Below are 14,429 nucleotides of genomic sequence, written 5' to 3'. Positions count from 1 at the left end.
TCGGAAGGCTTAGTCGAGCACTTCGACCTTCACCCGCAGGCTGCTGTCGCTGCGCCCCTGGGTGCTGTAATTGCGCGTCAGGCCGCCCTGGCTGCCCTGGCTGTTTTCGCTGACGCCGCCCACCTCGATCCACTCGCCGAGGCGGCCGCTCAGGCGGGTGCTGGCGCCGGCCGTGTCCATGGCGCCGGGGGCGCTGCCGTTGAAGCGGTCGTTGCGGGTGTCCAGGTCGATGTGGACGATGTTGCCGCTCAAGGTGGCGGTCACGTACATGCCGCGGTTGGCGTCGCGGTACTCGGTCTGGCTGTAGACCTGGCCGTAGGGGCCGACGCCGACGTTGTACACCGGCTGGCTCTGGCCGACCTGGATCAGCGCCGGCGAGCCCTCGGTGGTCTGGATCTGCTGCACGCCGCCGCTGCGGCTGGCGGTGGAGCTGTCGATGATGCGCACCTGGTCGCGGCCGTGGACCTCGCCGCGGCCGCTCTGAATCTCGACGTTGCCGACGCTGGCCGAGCCGTTCACCGAATAGCCGCTGCGGCTGCGCTGGCTGGAATCGCTGGTGTCGACGCTGATCAGCAGGCGGTGCGGGCGGGTGTCCAGTTGCTCCAGTACCTGCTGCAGTTCGCGAATCTTCGCCGGCTCGGCGTTGACCACCAGTTGGTTGCCGTAGGCGGTCACCCGGCCTTCGTTGCCGAGGACCTGCTGTGCCACCGGGAGGATTTCGTCGGCGCTGCGGTAGCTCAGCGGCAGGATCTCGGTGCGCGGCGCGGCCTGGGCGGCCAGGCTGATGGCGCAGGCGAGGAGCAGGGCGGTTCGGCGATGGCTCACAGCAGGAAGCTCCGCAGGTTCGGGTCGGCGAGGCTGGTGTCCCAGGCCTGGTCGAACTGCGCCTGCAGTTGGCGCACCCGGCCAGGGTCGTTGTAGTGGGCGTGACCGGCGGGCAGCGCCGGTTCGGTTCGCAGCAGCAGGCCGAGCTGGTCGGCGAGCAGGAAGGCCTGTTCCGGGCTGGGGTAGTCCGGGTTGAGCAGGCGGATGTGCAGGTTGCTCGACAGGCGCCGGCTGAGGTTGAGCAGGCGGTGGCCTTCCCTGACCGGGCGGGTGCTGTCGCGCAGGAGGATGCGCAGGCGGTTCTGCGGATGGCGCAGCAGCAGGCGGGTGCAGGCTTCCTGGATGCTGCTGTGGTTGTACAGCCAGGCTTCCAGGTCGGGGCTGTACAGGCACAGGCTGCGGCTGGCCTGCTGCATCAGCGCCAGGGCATGGGAGCGGGCGGCCTCCGGTTCGCCGAAGCGTTGCAGGCCGCTGGCCTCGCCGAGGCGGAAGGGCGCCGGTTCCCAGGGTTGGGAGGCCGGCAGGTCGGACGCCGGGTTGTGCACGCTGAAACGCCCCGGGGACTGGAAGTCGATGGCCGGGAGTTGGCCTTCGTGGTCCGGGGCGTCTTTCATCGCGGCTTCCTCAGGCGCTTTCGCGCACCATGTCGACGTGGGGCAGGCCGGCTTCGAGGAATTCGCCGCTGGCCACCTTGAAGCCTAGCCGCTCGTAGAAGGGGATGGCATAGACCTGGGCGGTGAGCAGCTGACGCTTGAGCTGGCGGCGCTCGGCTTCCTCGATGGCGGCGCGCATCAACTGGTCGCCGACCTTCAGCCCGCGCCAGTCCTTGAGTACCGAGACGCGGCCGATGTGGCCGTCGGGCAGCAGGCGCGCCGTGCCGATTGCGTAATCCCCCTCGAAGGCGAGGAAGTGCACGGCTTCCGCGTCCTCGGCATCCCACTCCAGTTCCGGCGGCACCGATTGCTCGGCGATGAAGACCGCCTCGCGGATGCGTCGCAGGTCGGCATTGTCCTTCTGCCAATCGGCCAGGCGAACCCTGATCTTGTTACTCATCGGCAAACTCCAAACTGCCCTGTTTGACCAATTCTGCCAACAGCTTACGCCCATCCTCGTCGCCCAGCCATTGGCCGAGGTTGTCGCTGTGCAGGGCGTCCGCCGAGCACACCAGCTTGAGCAGCGGCTCCATGGCCTTGGGCAGCACCACGCTCTGGCCGCTGGAGAACAGCAGCAGGCCGACGTCCACTTCGCTCCAGGCCAGGCGCGCGCTGGGGTTGCGTACCAGTACGGCGCCGTCTTCCAGGGCCTGCCGCAGGTCCGTGTCGTCGATCTCCTCGCCGGCCACCAGTTCCGGGTAGCGCGGCTCGGTCATGAACTGGCCGAACCAGGTGAGCAGCAGGCGCTCGTCGCTCATGTGCTCCTGCAGCAGGTTCTTCAGGCGGTCGAGGGCGTCGCGCTGGATCTTGTGCTGGTCCTCGCCGCTCTGCACGGCGGCCATGCCGGCGTCGCTGTAGCGTTCCTCGTCGGAGAGGAACTGGGCGAGGAAGTCGGTGAAGTGGGTCAGCACCTCGGCGGCGCTGGGGGCGCGGAAGCCGACCGAGTAGGTCATGCACTCGTCCTCGGCGATGCCGTAGTGGGCCACGCGCGGCGGCAGGTAGAGCATGTCGCCGGGTTCCAGCACCCACTCGTCGCTCTGCTGGAAGTCGGCGAGGATGCGCAGGTCGGCGTGCTGCAGCATCGGGCTGTCGGCGTCGCACAACTGGCCGACCTTCCAGCGGCGGCGGCCGTGGCCCTGCAGCAGGAACACGTCGTAGTTGTCGAAGTGCGGCCCTACACCGCCGCCGGGAGCTGCGTAGCTGATCATCACGTCGTCGATGCGCCAGCTGGGCAGGAACTTGAAGTGCTCCAGCAGTTCGGCGACTTCCGGCACGAACTGGTCGACGGCCTGCACCAGCAGGGTCCAGTCGCGCTCGGGCAGTTCCTTGTAGGTGTCCTCGCTGAAGGGGCCGCGGCGCATTTCCCAGGGGGTATTGCCGTGTTCGAGGACGATGCGCGACTCGACGCTGTCTTCCAGGGACAGGCCGGCCAGCTCGTCGGCCTCCAGCGGGCTTTCGAAACCGGGGATGGCCTGGCGCACCAGCAGGGGTTTCTTCTGCCAGTAGTCGCGGAGGAATTCATCGGCGCTGATGCCGCCCAGGAGCTGAAGAGGAATAGCAGGATTCATATGTAAGTCCTTGAAACAAAAACGCCCGGCACAGCCGGGCGTGCAAATGTTCAGCGCATGTCAGATGCGCTTGGCCTGGGCGGCGGCGTTGCCGATGTAGTTCGCCGGGGTCAGCTTCTTCAGCTCGGCCTTGGCTTCGGCGGGCATGTCGAGGCCGTCGATGAACACCTGCAGGGCCTTGGCGCTGATGCCTTTGCCGCGGGTCAGCTCCTTGAGCTTCTCGTAGGGGTTCTCGATGCCGTAGCGGCGCATCACGGTCTGCACCGGCTCGGCCAGGACTTCCCAGCAGGCGTCCAGGTCTTCGGCGATGCGCGCGGCGTTCAGCTCCAGCTTGCCGATGCCCTTGAGGCTGGCCTCGTAGGCGATGACGCTGTGGGCGAAACCGACGCCGAGGTTGCGCAGCACGGTGGAGTCGGTCAGGTCGCGCTGCCAGCGGGAGATCGGCAGCTTGCTGGCCAGGTGCTGGAAGATCGCGTTGGCGATGCCCAGGTTGCCTTCGGAGTTCTCGAAGTCGATCGGGTTGACCTTGTGCGGCATGGTCGAGGAGCCGATCTCGCCGGCCACGGTCTTCTGCTTGAAGTAGCCCAGGGAGATGTAGCCCCAGACGTCGCGGTCGAAGTCGATGAGGATGGTGTTGAAGCGGGCGATGGCGTCGAACAGCTCGGCGATGTAGTCGTGCGGCTCGATCTGGGTGGTGTAGGGGTTCCAGGCCAGGCCCAGGTCATGGACGATGAATTCGCGGGCGTTGGCTTCCCAGTCCACTTGCGGGTAGGCCGACAGGTGGGCGTTGTAGTTGCCCACGGCGCCGTTGATCTTGCCCAGCAGCTCGACCGCGGCGACCTGCTTGATCTGCCGCTCCAGGCGGTAGACCACGTTGGCCAGTTCCTTGCCCAGGGTGGTCGGCGAGGCCGGCTGGCCGTGGGTGCGCGAGAGCATGGGCACGTCGGCGAACTGGACCGCCAGCTCGCGGATCGCCTCGGCGATCTGGCGCATCAGCGGCAGCAGCACCTGGTCGCGGCCTTCGCGCAGCATCAGGGCGTGGGACAGGTTGTTGATGTCCTCGCTGGTGCAGGCGAAGTGGATGAACTCGCTGACCTTGGCCAGTTCCGGCAGCTTGGCCGCCTGTTCCTTGAGCAGGTACTCCACGGCTTTCACGTCGTGGTTGGTGGTGCGCTCGATTTCCTTGATGCGCTGCGCGTGCTCCAGCTGGAAGTCCTCGGCCAGCTTGTCGAGCAGGGCGTTGGCTTCGCCGGAGAAGGGCGCCACCTCGGGGATGCCGGCGTGCGCCGCGAGGCGCTGCAGCCAGCGGACCTCTACCAGGACGCGGAAACGGATCAGGCCGTACTCGCTGAAGATCGGACGCAGGGCGCTGGTCTTGCTGCCGTAACGGCCGTCGACGGGGGAAACCGCGGTGAGGGAGGAAAGCTGCATGGGGCGTTCTCGTGGCTGTCGGTCAACGAAAAGGGCGCACATCATACACGAACGAACGCGCTTTCGCCCGTACTCGCTGCCGCACGAAGACGCCCGGGCGGGCGCCTCGGCGGATCAGTCGGTGCCGCGCAGGATCGGGCGCAGCTCGCCCAGCAGCTTGCGCCGGCCGAACACCATTTGCCAGCGGTTGCCGCCCAGCTGCCGCCACAGGCGCGCCGAGCGGATGCCGGCCAGCAGCAGGGCGCGGATGCGCGCGGCGTTGGCGTTGATCTGCAGGTAGCGCATGTCGCCGTGCACCTGGATGCGCTGGCGGAAGGTGCTCAGGGTGTCCTGGTAGAGGCCGGCGCAGGAGGCGATGACGTTCTCGTGGACCAGGCCGAAATGCTGCACCTGCTGCTGCACCTGGTCCAGGCGCGAGCCGATCAGGTCGAGCATGTCGTCGCGCTTGGCCAGTTGGCGCTCCAGGCCGATCAGCGACAGCGCGTAGCGCAGCGGTTCGCGCTGCAGGCTGTTGGGGTCGCGCTCCAGGGCGCTGGCCAGGGCGCGCAGGCCCTCGCGCAGGTTGTGGATGTCGCCGCCGAACACGTCCAGGGTGGTCTTCGGCTCGCGCACCAGCAGGCTGCCGAGCATGCAGCCCAGCGGGGCTTCGGGAATCTGCCCGGTGCGGGCCAGGCGGTCCACCAGGGCGGCGGCTTCGAAGACGCCGGCGAGGGCGATCAGTTGGTCGCGCAACTCGCTCATGCACGCTCCTTCGCGTAGGCCGGTTCGGCCGATTCGATCACACCACCGCCCAGGCACACCTCGCCGTCGTAGAACACCACGGACTGGCCCGGGGTGACGGCGCGCTGCGGCTGGTCGAACAACGCGCGGTAGCCGTCGACGGTGCGCTCCAGCACGCAGTCCTGGTCGGCCTGGCGGTAGCGTACCTTGGCGCGCAGGGCGCGCGGCTCGGGCAGCTCCAGCGGGTTCACCCAGAAGATGCTGGAGGCGTGCAGGGCGCGGGAGAACAGCCAGGGGTGGTCGTTGCCCTGGCCGACGATCAGCACGTTGCGCGCCAGGTCCTTCTCCAGCACGTACCAGGGGCTGTCGTCGGCGTTCTTCATGCCGCCGATGCCCAGGCCCTGGCGCTGGCCGATGGTGTGGTACATGAGCCCGGCGTGGCGGCCGATGACCTGGCCGTCGGTGGTCTCGATGTCGCCCGGCTGGGCCGGCAGGTACTGCTTGAGGAAGTCGCTGAAGCGCCGTTCGCCGATGAAGCAGATGCCGGTGGAGTCCTTCTTCTTCGCCGTGGCCAGGCCGTATTTCTCGGCGATGGCGCGGACTTCCGGCTTCTCCAGCTCGCCGACCGGGAACAGCGTCCTGGCGATCTGCTCGCCGCCCACGGCGTGGAGGAAGTAGCTCTGGTCCTTGTTCGGGTCCAGGCCCTTGAGCAGCTCGGTGCGGCCGTCGATGTCGCGGCGGCGCACGTAGTGGCCGGTGGCGATCAGGTCGGCGCCCAGGGCCAGGGCGTAGTCGAGGAAGGCTTTGAACTTGATCTCGCGGTTGCACAGGATGTCCGGGTTCGGCGTGCGCCCGGCCTGGTATTCGGCGAGGAAGTACTCGAAGACGTTGTCCCAGTACTCGGCGGCGAAGTTGGCGGTGTGCAGCTTGATGCCGATGCGGTCGCAGACGGCCTGGGCGTCGGCCAGGTCGGTCATGGCGGTGCAGTATTCGGTGCCGTCGTCCTCTTCCCAGTTCTTCATGAACAGGCCTTCCACCTCGTAGCCCTGCTCCTTGAGCAGGAGGGCGGAAACCGAGGAGTCCACGCCGCCGGACATGCCGACGATGACGCGGCCCTTGCCGGGCTGGACGGGGGAGGTGGTGCTGGAATCGGACATGGCGGGCTATCGCAGGCGTCGGTGCAAAAGCGGGATTCTATCAGGCCGGGTTCGGCACGGGCAGTTCGGCGTCGCGGATCAGCGCCAGGGGGAAGCGTCCGCCGGCCAGGTAGTCGTCGATGCAGCGCGCTACCAGGTGGCTGCGCCAGCTGTCCCGGCAGGCTTCCAGCTCGTCGCGGGTCAGCCAGCGCGGGCCGATGATGCCGTCGTCCAGCGGCAGTTCCGGGCGGTGCCGCAGCGGCCGCGCGGCGAAGCACACGCGCTGGTAGGTCACGCCGTTGCTGGGCGCGGTGTAGAGGTAGATGCCGGTGACCGCAGTCAGCTCGACTTCCCAGCCGGTTTCCTCGAGGGTCTCGCGCACGGCGGCCTGCAGCAGGCTCTCGTCGGCCTCCAGGTGGCCGGCGGGCTGGTTCAGCACGGTCTTGCCGTGGGAGGTTTCCTCCACCAGCAGGAAGCGGCCCTGATCTTCGACGATGGTTGCGACTGTGATATGCGGTTGCCAGCGCATGGGTGGTCCTCCGGGGGAAATGGGCATGATAACCCTGGAAGGTGGGGTGGTGTGGGGGGGGGGAGCGAGCTTGCTCGCGAACAGTGCCTCCCGGTTGCTTCGGTGCCAGGCTGAACTCCGCTCCCTCTCCCCAACCCTCTCCCTGAAGGGAGAGGGGGCTTGTCCGTGCCGAGAGAGGACCTGGTTTCAGTCGGCAACTTCGGCGTTGCCGGCTGACTCGAAAACAACCGAGCACGCCGAACGGTCCCCTCTCCCTTCAGGGAGAGGGTTAGGGAGAGGGGATCAGGGGTGGGTTTGGCAACGGAGTCGCCGGATAGCACCATTCGCGAGCAAGCTCGCTCCTACGAAAAGCCCGGCGCAGCCCCGGAAAAGCAAAAACCCCGGCGCCGGGCCGGGGTTTTCGTCGGTCACGCTAGCCTTCGATTCAGTTCAGCGAGTCGATGGCGGCGTTGAAGGTGGCGCTGGGGCGCATCACCTGGCTGGTTTTCTCCGGGTTGGAGCGGTAGTAGCCACCGATGTCCACGGCCTTGCCCTGGGCGCCGTTCAGTTCGGCGACGATGGTTGCTTCCTGCTCGGTCAGGGTCTTGGCCAGTGGGGTGAAGTGGGCTTTCAGCTCGGCGTCTTCGTTCTGCGCGGCCAGGGCCTGGGCCCAGTACAGCGCCAGGTAGAAGTGGCTGCCGCGGTTGTCGATCTCGCCGACCTTGCGCGCCGGGGACTTGTTGTTGTCCAGCAGCTTGCCGGTGGCCTCGTCGAGGGTCTTGCCCAGGACCTTGGCCTTGGCGTTGCCGGTCTTGATGCCTTCTTCTTCCAGGGACACGGCCAGGGCCAGGAACTCGCCCAGGGAATCCCAGCGCAGGTAGTTCTCTTCCACCAGCTGCTGCACGTGCTTGGGCGCCGAGCCGCCGGCGCCGGTCTCGTACATGCCGCCGCCAGCCATCAGCGGAACGATGGACAGCATCTTGGCCGAGGTGCCCAGCTCCATGATCGGGAACAGGTCGGTCAGGTAGTCGCGCAGGACGTTGCCGGTCACCGAGATGGTGTCCTGGCCGCGGATCATGCGCTCCATGCTGGTGCGGATGGCTTCGTTGTAGCCCTTGATGCTGATGTCCAGGCCGGTCAGGTCGTGGTCCTTCAGGTACAGCTCGACCTTCTTGCGCAGCTCGTTGTCGTGGGCGCGCTCCGGGTCCAGCCAGAAGATGGCCGGGGTGTTGGACTGGCGGGCGCGGGTGACGGCCAGCTTGACCCAGTCGCGGATCGGGGCGTCCTTGGTCTGGCAGGCGCGCCAGATGTCGCCGGCTTCGACTTCGTGCTGCATCAGCACCTTGCCGTCTTCGTCGACCACGCGCATGGTGCCGTCGGCTTCCATCTCGAAGGTCTTGTCGTGGGAGCCGTATTCCTCGGCCTTCTGCGCCATCAGGCCGACGTTCGGCACGCTGCCCATGGTGGTCGGGTCGAAGGCGCCGTTGGTCTTGCAGAAGTTGATCATCTCCTGGTAGATGCGGGCGTAGGTGCTCTCCGGCATCACCGCCTTGGTGTCCTTCTGCTTGCCGTCCTTGCCCCACATCTGACCCGAGTTGCGGATCATCGCCGGCATCGAGGCGTCGACGATCACGTCGCTGGGGATGTGCAGGTTGGTGATGCCCTTGACCGAGTCGACCATCGCCATTTCCGGACGGTGGCTGTACACCTCGTGGATGTCGTGGAGGATCTCTTCCTGCTGCGAGGCCGGCAGTGACTTGATCTTGTCGTAGACGCTGGAGATGCCGTTGTTCGGGTTCACGCCCAGCTCGTCGAACAGTTGGCCCCACTTGTCGAACACGTCCTTGTAGTAGACGGTCACGGCGTGGCCGAAGACGATCGGGTGGGAGATCTTCATCATGGTCGCCTTGACGTGCAGGGACCACATGACGCCGGTTTCCTTGCAGTCCTGCAGGGTTTTCTCGAAGAAGGCGCGCAGCTTGTTGCAGCTCATGAACATGCTGTCGAGGACTTCGCCTTCCTGCATCTTTAGGGTTTTCTTCAGCTCGACCTTGCCGTCCTTGCCGACGAACTCGATGCGAACTTCACCGGCCTTGGGAATGGTGACCGACTGCTCGCTGGAGAAGAAGTCGCCGCCACGCATGTAGTCGGCGTGGGAGCGCGAGGCCATGCTCCACTTGCCCATGCTGTGCGGGTGCTTGCGGGCATAGGCCTTGACCGCGGCGGGGGCGCGGCGGTCGGAGTTGCCTTCGCGCAGGACCGGGTTCACGGCGCTGCCCAGGACCTTGGCGTAGCGGGCGCGGGTGTCTTTCTCTTCGTCGGTCTGCGGGTCTTCCGGGAAGTCCGGGACGGCGTAGCCCAGGGCCTGCAGCTCGGCGATGGCGCCCTTGAGCTGGGGCACCGACGCGCTGATGTTCGGCAGCTTGATGATGTTGGCGTCGGGGGCGGTGGCCAGCTTGGCCAGGTAGGCCAGGTCGTCTTCGATGGCCTTGTCGCCGAGCTTGTCGGTGAAGGCGGCGAGGATGCGTCCTGCAAGAGAGATGTCGCGGGTTTCGACGTCAATGTCGGCGGAGGCGGCGAACGCCTTGACGATCGGGAGGAGCGAGTAGGTGGCGAGGGCGGGTGCTTCGTCGGTGAAGGTGTAGGTGATCTTCGAGCGGTTGGACATCTACTATGACTCTCTTCTTTGCTGGGCGCGCACAGAGTCTCGATACGCCTTGGTGGGCGCTTTCGTCCGACACGGCAAGGTGCCGGCATTCGAGAATTGCCGCGGGGATATAGGGGCGCCAGTAGAGCGTTGTACGACCGCGTCAGGGTGGCGACGTGGCCGTTGCGAGGGGAGGGGGTCTGGTCCCAGACGGCTCGGACCTCGATGACTGTGAAGTCACGGCGCGCAGTATACCACTCTCGCGGCGGGGTGACGCACCCGCGGCTTTTAGACTAAGGCATAAGATTGTGGTTAGGGACCGGCAACTGGGCTACCCTCAGGAACCCGGGCCTGTTCCCGTCACACCGCGACGAAGCGGGGCTGGTCCCTGAGGTTCAACCACAGCACGGAGTTCAGCATGGGATACCAGAAGATCCAGGTGCCGGCCGCAGGTGAGCGCATCACCGTCAATGCCGACAATTCCCTGAAGGTACCGAACAACCCGATCATTCCCTACATCGAAGGCGACGGCATAGGCGTGGACATCAGTCCGGTCATGATCGACGTCGTCGATGCGGCAGTGGAAAAGGCCTACAGCGGACAGCGCAAGATCGCCTGGATGGAGGTCTATGCCGGCGAGAAGGCCACCCAGGTCTACGACCAGGACACCTGGCTGCCCGAAGAGACCCTGGAAGCCGTGCGCGACTACGTGGTGTCCATCAAGGGCCCGCTGACCACCCCCGTCGGCGGCGGCATCCGCTCCCTCAACGTGGCCCTGCGCCAGCAGCTCGACCTCTACGTCTGCCTGCGCCCGGTGCGCTGGTTCGAGGGCGTGCCCAGCCCGGTGAAGAAGCCCGGCGACGTGGACATGGTGATCTTCCGCGAGAACTCCGAGGACATCTACGCCGGCGTCGAGTGGAAGGCCGGTTCGCCCGAGGCCGAGAAGGTCATCAAGTTCCTCACCGAGGAGATGGGCGTCAAGAAGATCCGCTTCACCGAGGACTGCGGCATCGGCATCAAGCCGGTCTCCCGCGACGGCACCAGGCGCCTGGTGCGCAAGGCCCTGCAGTACGCCGTGGACAACGACCGCAGCTCGGTCACCCTGGTGCACAAGGGCAACATCATGAAATTCACCGAGGGCGCCTTCAAGGACTGGGGCTACGAGCTGGCCCGCGAGGAGTTCGGCGCCGAGCTGCTGGACGGCGGCCCCTGGATGCAGTTCAAGAACCCGGTGACCGGCAAGAACATCGTGGTCAAGGACGTGATCGCCGACGCCATGCTGCAGCAGATCCTGCTGCGCCCGGCCGAGTACGACGTGATCGCCACCCTGAACCTGAACGGCGACTACCTCTCCGACGCCCTGGCGGCGGAAGTGGGCGGCATCGGCATCGCGCCGGGGGCCAACCTGTCGGATTCGGTGGCCATGTTCGAGGCGACCCACGGCACCGCGCCCAAGTACGCCGGGCAGGACAAGGTCAACCCCGGCTCGCTGATCCTCTCCGCCGAGATGATGCTGCGCCACATGGGCTGGACCGAGGCGGCCGACCTGATCATCAAGGGGATGAACGGCGCCATCGCGGCCAAGACCGTGACCTACGACTTCGAGCGGCTGATGGACGGCGCCAAGCTGGTGTCCTGCTCGGAGTTCGGCGAGGCCATGATCGCCAAGATGTAACGGGCGTGAGACAACGAAAAAAGGCCGGTTCTCACCGGCCTTTCTTCATCGCTTCGCCGGAAATGGCGGGGCAGGGGGAATCAGGCTTCTGCGGTGACGCTCTGCACCTCGCTGCTGGGGCTGGCCTGGGCGGCGCTGGCCGGCGCGCTGGCGCCGATCGGCTGGATGTTCACCGCATGCAGACCCTTCGGACCTTGCAGGATCTCGAAGCTGACCGGCTGGCCGGCCTTGAGCGTCTTGTAGCCATCCATCTGGATTGCCGAGTAATGAGCGAACAGGTCCTCATCTCGGCCGTCGGCCAGGATGAATCCATAGCCCTTGGCGTTGTTGAACCACTTGACCTTACCGCTGAGCATGCTGATATCCCTCTGCAAAGGACTCCATCGCTGGAGTATCATCCACTACGATTCCGCTCCAGCCCCAGAGGTTCCAGGGCCGCAGAACGCCTGATACCCGCTATGGGGTATCCTTTGTTTGTAACACCGTTTCGGGGTTAGTCAAGGCGCTCTCGTCCGTGCCTGAGATTCCGGTCAAACTCCACTCAGGCCTTTAATTCCCACGTTGCGAACCCATTTATTCCAGCATGCATGCAAGTAGCCAGATTCGACTAACATTCAATCAGGACCGTCCCGATCCCCTCGAGGAAGAGGGGGCCGGGCTTGCGGTCGAGGAATCCAAGCCGGCCCTGAAACCTCCGCCGATGTACAGGGTCATCATGTTCAACGATGACTACACGCCGATGGATTTCGTGGTAGAGGTACTGGAGCTGTACTTCAACATGAACCGGGAGCAGGCGACCAAGGTCATGTTGACGGTACATACTCAAGGTAAGGCGGTCTGCGGCACGTTCACCCGTGACATCGCCGAGACCAAGGCCATGCAGGTCAATCAATATGCGAGGGAGAGCCAGCATCCACTGTTGTGTGAGATTGAGAAAGAAAGCTGATGCGGATGTTTGGAGCGAGGTGAAGCCATGTTGAATCGAGAGCTCGAAGTCACCCTCAATCTCGCCTTCAAGGAAGCGCGGGCAAAACGGCATGAGTTCATGACCGTCGAGCACCTGCTGCTGGCGCTCCTGGACAACGAGGCGGCGGCCACGGTGCTGCGCGCCTGCGGGGCGAACCTGGACAAGCTGCGTCGTGATCTGCAGGAATTCATCGATTCCACCACGCCGCTGATCCCGCAGCACGACGAGGACCGCGAGACCCAGCCGACCCTGGGCTTCCAGCGCGTGCTGCAGCGCGCCGTGTTCCACGTGCAGAGCTCGGGCAAGCGCGAAGTGACCGGCGCCAACGTGCTGGTGGCGATCTTCAGCGAGCAGGAGAGCCAGGCGGTGTTCCTGCTCAAGCAGCAGAGCGTGGCCCGTATAGATGTGGTGAACTACATCGCCCACGGCATCTCCAAGGTGCCGGGCCATGCCGAGCACCCGGAAAGCGACCAGGAAATGCAGGACGAGGAGGGCGGCGAGTCCTCCACCTCCAGCCACCCGCTGGACGCCTACGCCAGCAACCTCAACGATCTGGCGCGCCAGGGCCGCATCGACCCGCTGGTCGGCCGCGAGGCCGAGGTGGAGCGCGTGGCGCAGATTCTCGCCCGGCGGCGCAAGAACAACCCGCTGCTGGTGGGCGAGGCCGGCGTCGGCAAGACCGCCATCGCCGAAGGCCTGGCCAAGCGCATCGTCGACGGCCAGGTGCCGGACCTGCTGGCCGACAGCGTGGTCTACTCCCTGGACCTGGGCGCGCTGCTGGCCGGCACCAAGTACCGCGGCGACTTCGAGAAGCGCTTCAAGGCGCTGCTCAACGAGCTGCGCAAGCGCCCGCACGCGGTGCTGTTCATCGACGAAATCCACACCATCATCGGCGCCGGCGCGGCGTCCGGCGGGGTGATGGACGCGTCCAACCTGCTCAAGCCGCTGCTGTCCTCCGGGGAAATCCGCTGCATCGGCTCGACCACCTTCCAGGAATTCCGCGGCATCTTCGAGAAGGATCGCGCCCTGGCGCGGCGCTTCCAGAAGGTGGACGTCACCGAGCCGTCGGTGGAAGACACCGTGGGCATCCTCAAGGGGCTGAAGCCGCGCTTCGAGCAGCACCACCACATCGAGTACAGCGACGAGGCCCTGCGCGCCGCCGCCGAACTGGCCGCGCGCTACATCAACGACCGGCACATGCCGGACAAGGCCATCGACGTCATCGACGAAGCCGGCGCCTACCAGCGCCTGCAGCCGGAAGAGAAGCGCGTGAAGCGCATCGAGGTGGCCCAGGTCGAGGACATAGTGGCGAAGATCGCGCGGATTCCGCCGAAGCACGTCACCAGCTCGGACAAGGAGCTGCTGCGCAACCTCGAGCGCGACCTCAAGCTGACGGTGTTCGGCCAGGATGCGGCCATCGAGTCGCTGTCCACCGCCATCAAGCTGTCCCGCGCGGGCCTGAAGTCGCCGGACAAGCCGGTCGGCTCGTTCCTCTTCGCCGGCCCCACCGGGGTGGGCAAGACCGAGGTCGCCCGCCAGTTGGCCAAGGCGATGGGCGTGGAGCTGGTGCGTTTCGACATGTCCGAGTACATGGAGCGGCATACCGTGTCGCGGCTGATCGGCGCCCCTCCGGGCTACGTCGGCTTCGACCAGGGCGGCCTGCTCACCGAGGCCATCACCAAGACGCCGCACTGCGTGCTGCTGCTGGACGAGATCGAGAAGGCCCACCCGGAAGTCTTCAACCTGCTGCTGCAGGTGATGGACCACGGCACCCTGACCGACAACAACGGGCGCAAGGCGGACTTCCGCAACGTCATCGTCATCATGACCACCAACGCCGGCGCGGAAACCGCGGCGCGGGCCTCCATCGGCTTCAGCCAGCAGGACCACGCCAGCGATGCCATGGAAGTGATCAAGAAGAGCTTCACGCCGGAGTTCCGCAACCGCCTGGACACCATCATCCAGTTCGGCCGGCTCAGCCACGAGACGATCAAGAGCGTGGTCGACAAGTTCCTCACCGAGCTGCAGGCGCAGCTGGAGGACAAGCGCGTCCAGCTGGAGGTCAGCGACGTGGCGCGCAACTGGCTGGCGGAGAAGGGCTACGACCCGCAGATGGGCGCGCGCCCGATGGCGCGGCTGATTCAGGACAAGATCAAGCGGCCTCTGGCCGAGCAGATCCTGTTCGGCGAACTGGCCGAGCACGGCGGCGTGGCGCACATCGACCTGAAGGACGGCGAACTGGTCTTCGAGTACGAGGTGGTCACCGCGGAGCCGGCCTGACGGTCGGCCTCGCGGCCCA

Annotated in this window: 13 protein-coding genes; 3 read left to right on the top strand and 10 right to left on the bottom strand. The window is 66.0% G+C overall.

Translation table 11 applies throughout. From position 1 onward, the window contains the following. Positions 1–9: 9 nt before the first annotated feature. The 9 genes from IG194_RS00945 to IG194_RS00905 all read right to left on the bottom strand — a co-directional run bounded on the left by IG194_RS00945 (position 10) and on the right by IG194_RS00905 (position 9,509). Positions 10–825 carry a secretin N-terminal domain-containing protein gene (locus tag IG194_RS00945; protein WP_058490157.1) on the bottom strand — a complete coding sequence of 272 codons (816 nt, stop codon included), beginning with the start codon at positions 823–825 and terminating at the stop codon, positions 10–12. Continuing rightward, positions 822–1,439, bottom strand: a complete 618-nt coding sequence (locus IG194_RS00940) for a hypothetical protein (RefSeq protein ID WP_058490156.1) — start codon at positions 1,437–1,439, stop codon at positions 822–824. Before IG194_RS00940 ends, IG194_RS00945 begins: the two co-directional genes overlap by 4 nt. A 10-nt stretch (positions 1,440–1,449) precedes the next feature. Beyond that, the gene (locus IG194_RS00935; RefSeq protein ID WP_009623246.1) at positions 1,450–1,878 is read right to left on the bottom strand and encodes a GNAT family N-acetyltransferase; all 429 of its coding nucleotides are present in this window, start codon (positions 1,876–1,878) and stop codon (positions 1,450–1,452) included. After that, positions 1,871–3,046 carry a cupin domain-containing protein gene (locus IG194_RS00930; protein WP_043272074.1) on the bottom strand — a complete coding sequence of 392 codons (1,176 nt, stop codon included), beginning with the start codon at positions 3,044–3,046 and terminating at the stop codon, positions 1,871–1,873. Before IG194_RS00930 ends, IG194_RS00935 begins: the two co-directional genes overlap by 8 nt. A 60-nt stretch (positions 3,047–3,106) precedes the next feature. Further along, positions 3,107–4,477 carry an adenylosuccinate lyase gene (gene purB / locus IG194_RS00925; RefSeq protein ID WP_009623243.1) on the bottom strand — a complete coding sequence of 457 codons (1,371 nt, stop codon included), beginning with the start codon at positions 4,475–4,477 and terminating at the stop codon, positions 3,107–3,109. A 114-nt stretch (positions 4,478–4,591) separates the two neighbouring features. After that, the gene (gene hflD / locus IG194_RS00920) at positions 4,592–5,218 is read right to left on the bottom strand and encodes a high frequency lysogenization protein HflD (protein ID WP_009623241.1); all 627 of its coding nucleotides are present in this window, start codon (positions 5,216–5,218) and stop codon (positions 4,592–4,594) included. Further along, positions 5,215–6,354, bottom strand: coding sequence for a tRNA 2-thiouridine(34) synthase MnmA (gene mnmA / locus IG194_RS00915; RefSeq protein ID WP_058490155.1), 1,140 nt, complete (start codon positions 6,352–6,354; stop codon positions 5,215–5,217). The genes hflD and mnmA overlap by 4 nt, the downstream gene beginning before the upstream one ends. A gap of 40 nt (positions 6,355–6,394) precedes the next feature. Beyond that, positions 6,395–6,862 (bottom strand): NUDIX hydrolase, encoded by a 468-nt coding sequence (locus IG194_RS00910; protein WP_043318288.1) that lies wholly within the window; start codon positions 6,860–6,862, stop codon positions 6,395–6,397. Between the two features lie 424 nt (positions 6,863–7,286). Beyond that, positions 7,287–9,509: an NADP-dependent isocitrate dehydrogenase gene (locus tag IG194_RS00905; protein ID WP_058490154.1), complete on the bottom strand. Its 2,223-nt coding sequence runs from the start codon at positions 9,507–9,509 to the stop codon at positions 7,287–7,289. 397 nt (positions 9,510–9,906) lie between these two features. Here IG194_RS00905 and icd point away from each other — a divergent pair, with 397 nt between their 5' ends. Continuing rightward, positions 9,907–11,163, top strand: coding sequence for an NADP-dependent isocitrate dehydrogenase (gene icd, locus IG194_RS00900; RefSeq protein ID WP_058490153.1), 1,257 nt, complete (start codon positions 9,907–9,909; stop codon positions 11,161–11,163). An 80-nt stretch (positions 11,164–11,243) separates the two neighbouring features. On the opposite strand, the gene cspD is transcribed toward icd, so the two are convergent. Further along, the gene (cspD, locus tag IG194_RS00895) at positions 11,244–11,519 is read right to left on the bottom strand and encodes a cold shock domain-containing protein CspD (protein ID WP_058490152.1); all 276 of its coding nucleotides are present in this window, start codon (positions 11,517–11,519) and stop codon (positions 11,244–11,246) included. 227 nt (positions 11,520–11,746) lie between these two features. On the opposite strand from cspD, the gene clpS reads away from it, so the two are divergent. Further along, the gene (gene clpS, locus IG194_RS00890; RefSeq protein WP_024128657.1) at positions 11,747–12,109 is read left to right on the top strand and encodes an ATP-dependent Clp protease adapter ClpS; all 363 of its coding nucleotides are present in this window, start codon (positions 11,747–11,749) and stop codon (positions 12,107–12,109) included. Between the two features lie 27 nt (positions 12,110–12,136). After that, positions 12,137–14,410 (top strand): ATP-dependent Clp protease ATP-binding subunit ClpA, encoded by a 2,274-nt coding sequence (gene clpA, locus IG194_RS00885; RefSeq protein WP_043272069.1) that lies wholly within the window; start codon positions 12,137–12,139, stop codon positions 14,408–14,410. Positions 14,411–14,429: the final 19 nt, after the last annotated feature.

The sequence above is a fragment of the Pseudomonas sp. ADPe genome, assembly GCF_014843515.1.
Lineage (GTDB): Bacteria > Pseudomonadota > Gammaproteobacteria > Pseudomonadales > Pseudomonadaceae > Pseudomonas > Pseudomonas citronellolis.
The sequence above is the reverse complement of the archived record's forward strand: the minus strand, read 5'-3'. Positions and strand labels throughout refer to the sequence as shown.

Coding starts and splice junctions, on each gene's coding strand:
- purB (WP_009623243.1), bottom strand. CDS start 4,477: ATGCAGCTTTCCTCCCTCACCGCGGTTTCCCCCGTCGACGGCCGTTAC.
- IG194_RS00935 (WP_009623246.1), bottom strand. CDS start 1,878: ATGAGTAACAAGATCAGGGTTCGCCTGGCCGATTGGCAGAAGGACAAT.
- icd (WP_058490153.1), top strand. CDS start 9,907: ATGGGATACCAGAAGATCCAGGTGCCGGCCGCAGGTGAGCGCATCACC.
- IG194_RS00910 (WP_043318288.1), bottom strand. CDS start 6,862: ATGCGCTGGCAACCGCATATCACAGTCGCAACCATCGTCGAAGATCAG.
- mnmA (WP_058490155.1), bottom strand. CDS start 6,354: ATGTCCGATTCCAGCACCACCTCCCCCGTCCAGCCCGGCAAGGGCCGC.
- hflD (WP_009623241.1), bottom strand. CDS start 5,218: ATGAGCGAGTTGCGCGACCAACTGATCGCCCTCGCCGGCGTCTTCGAA.
- IG194_RS00940 (WP_058490156.1), bottom strand. CDS start 1,439: ATGAAAGACGCCCCGGACCACGAAGGCCAACTCCCGGCCATCGACTTC.
- clpA (WP_043272069.1), top strand. CDS start 12,137: ATGTTGAATCGAGAGCTCGAAGTCACCCTCAATCTCGCCTTCAAGGAA.
- IG194_RS00905 (WP_058490154.1), bottom strand. CDS start 9,509: ATGTCCAACCGCTCGAAGATCACCTACACCTTCACCGACGAAGCACCC.
- clpS (WP_024128657.1), top strand. CDS start 11,747: ATGCATGCAAGTAGCCAGATTCGACTAACATTCAATCAGGACCGTCCC.
- cspD (WP_058490152.1), bottom strand. CDS start 11,519: ATGCTCAGCGGTAAGGTCAAGTGGTTCAACAACGCCAAGGGCTATGGA.
- IG194_RS00930 (WP_043272074.1), bottom strand. CDS start 3,046: ATGAATCCTGCTATTCCTCTTCAGCTCCTGGGCGGCATCAGCGCCGAT.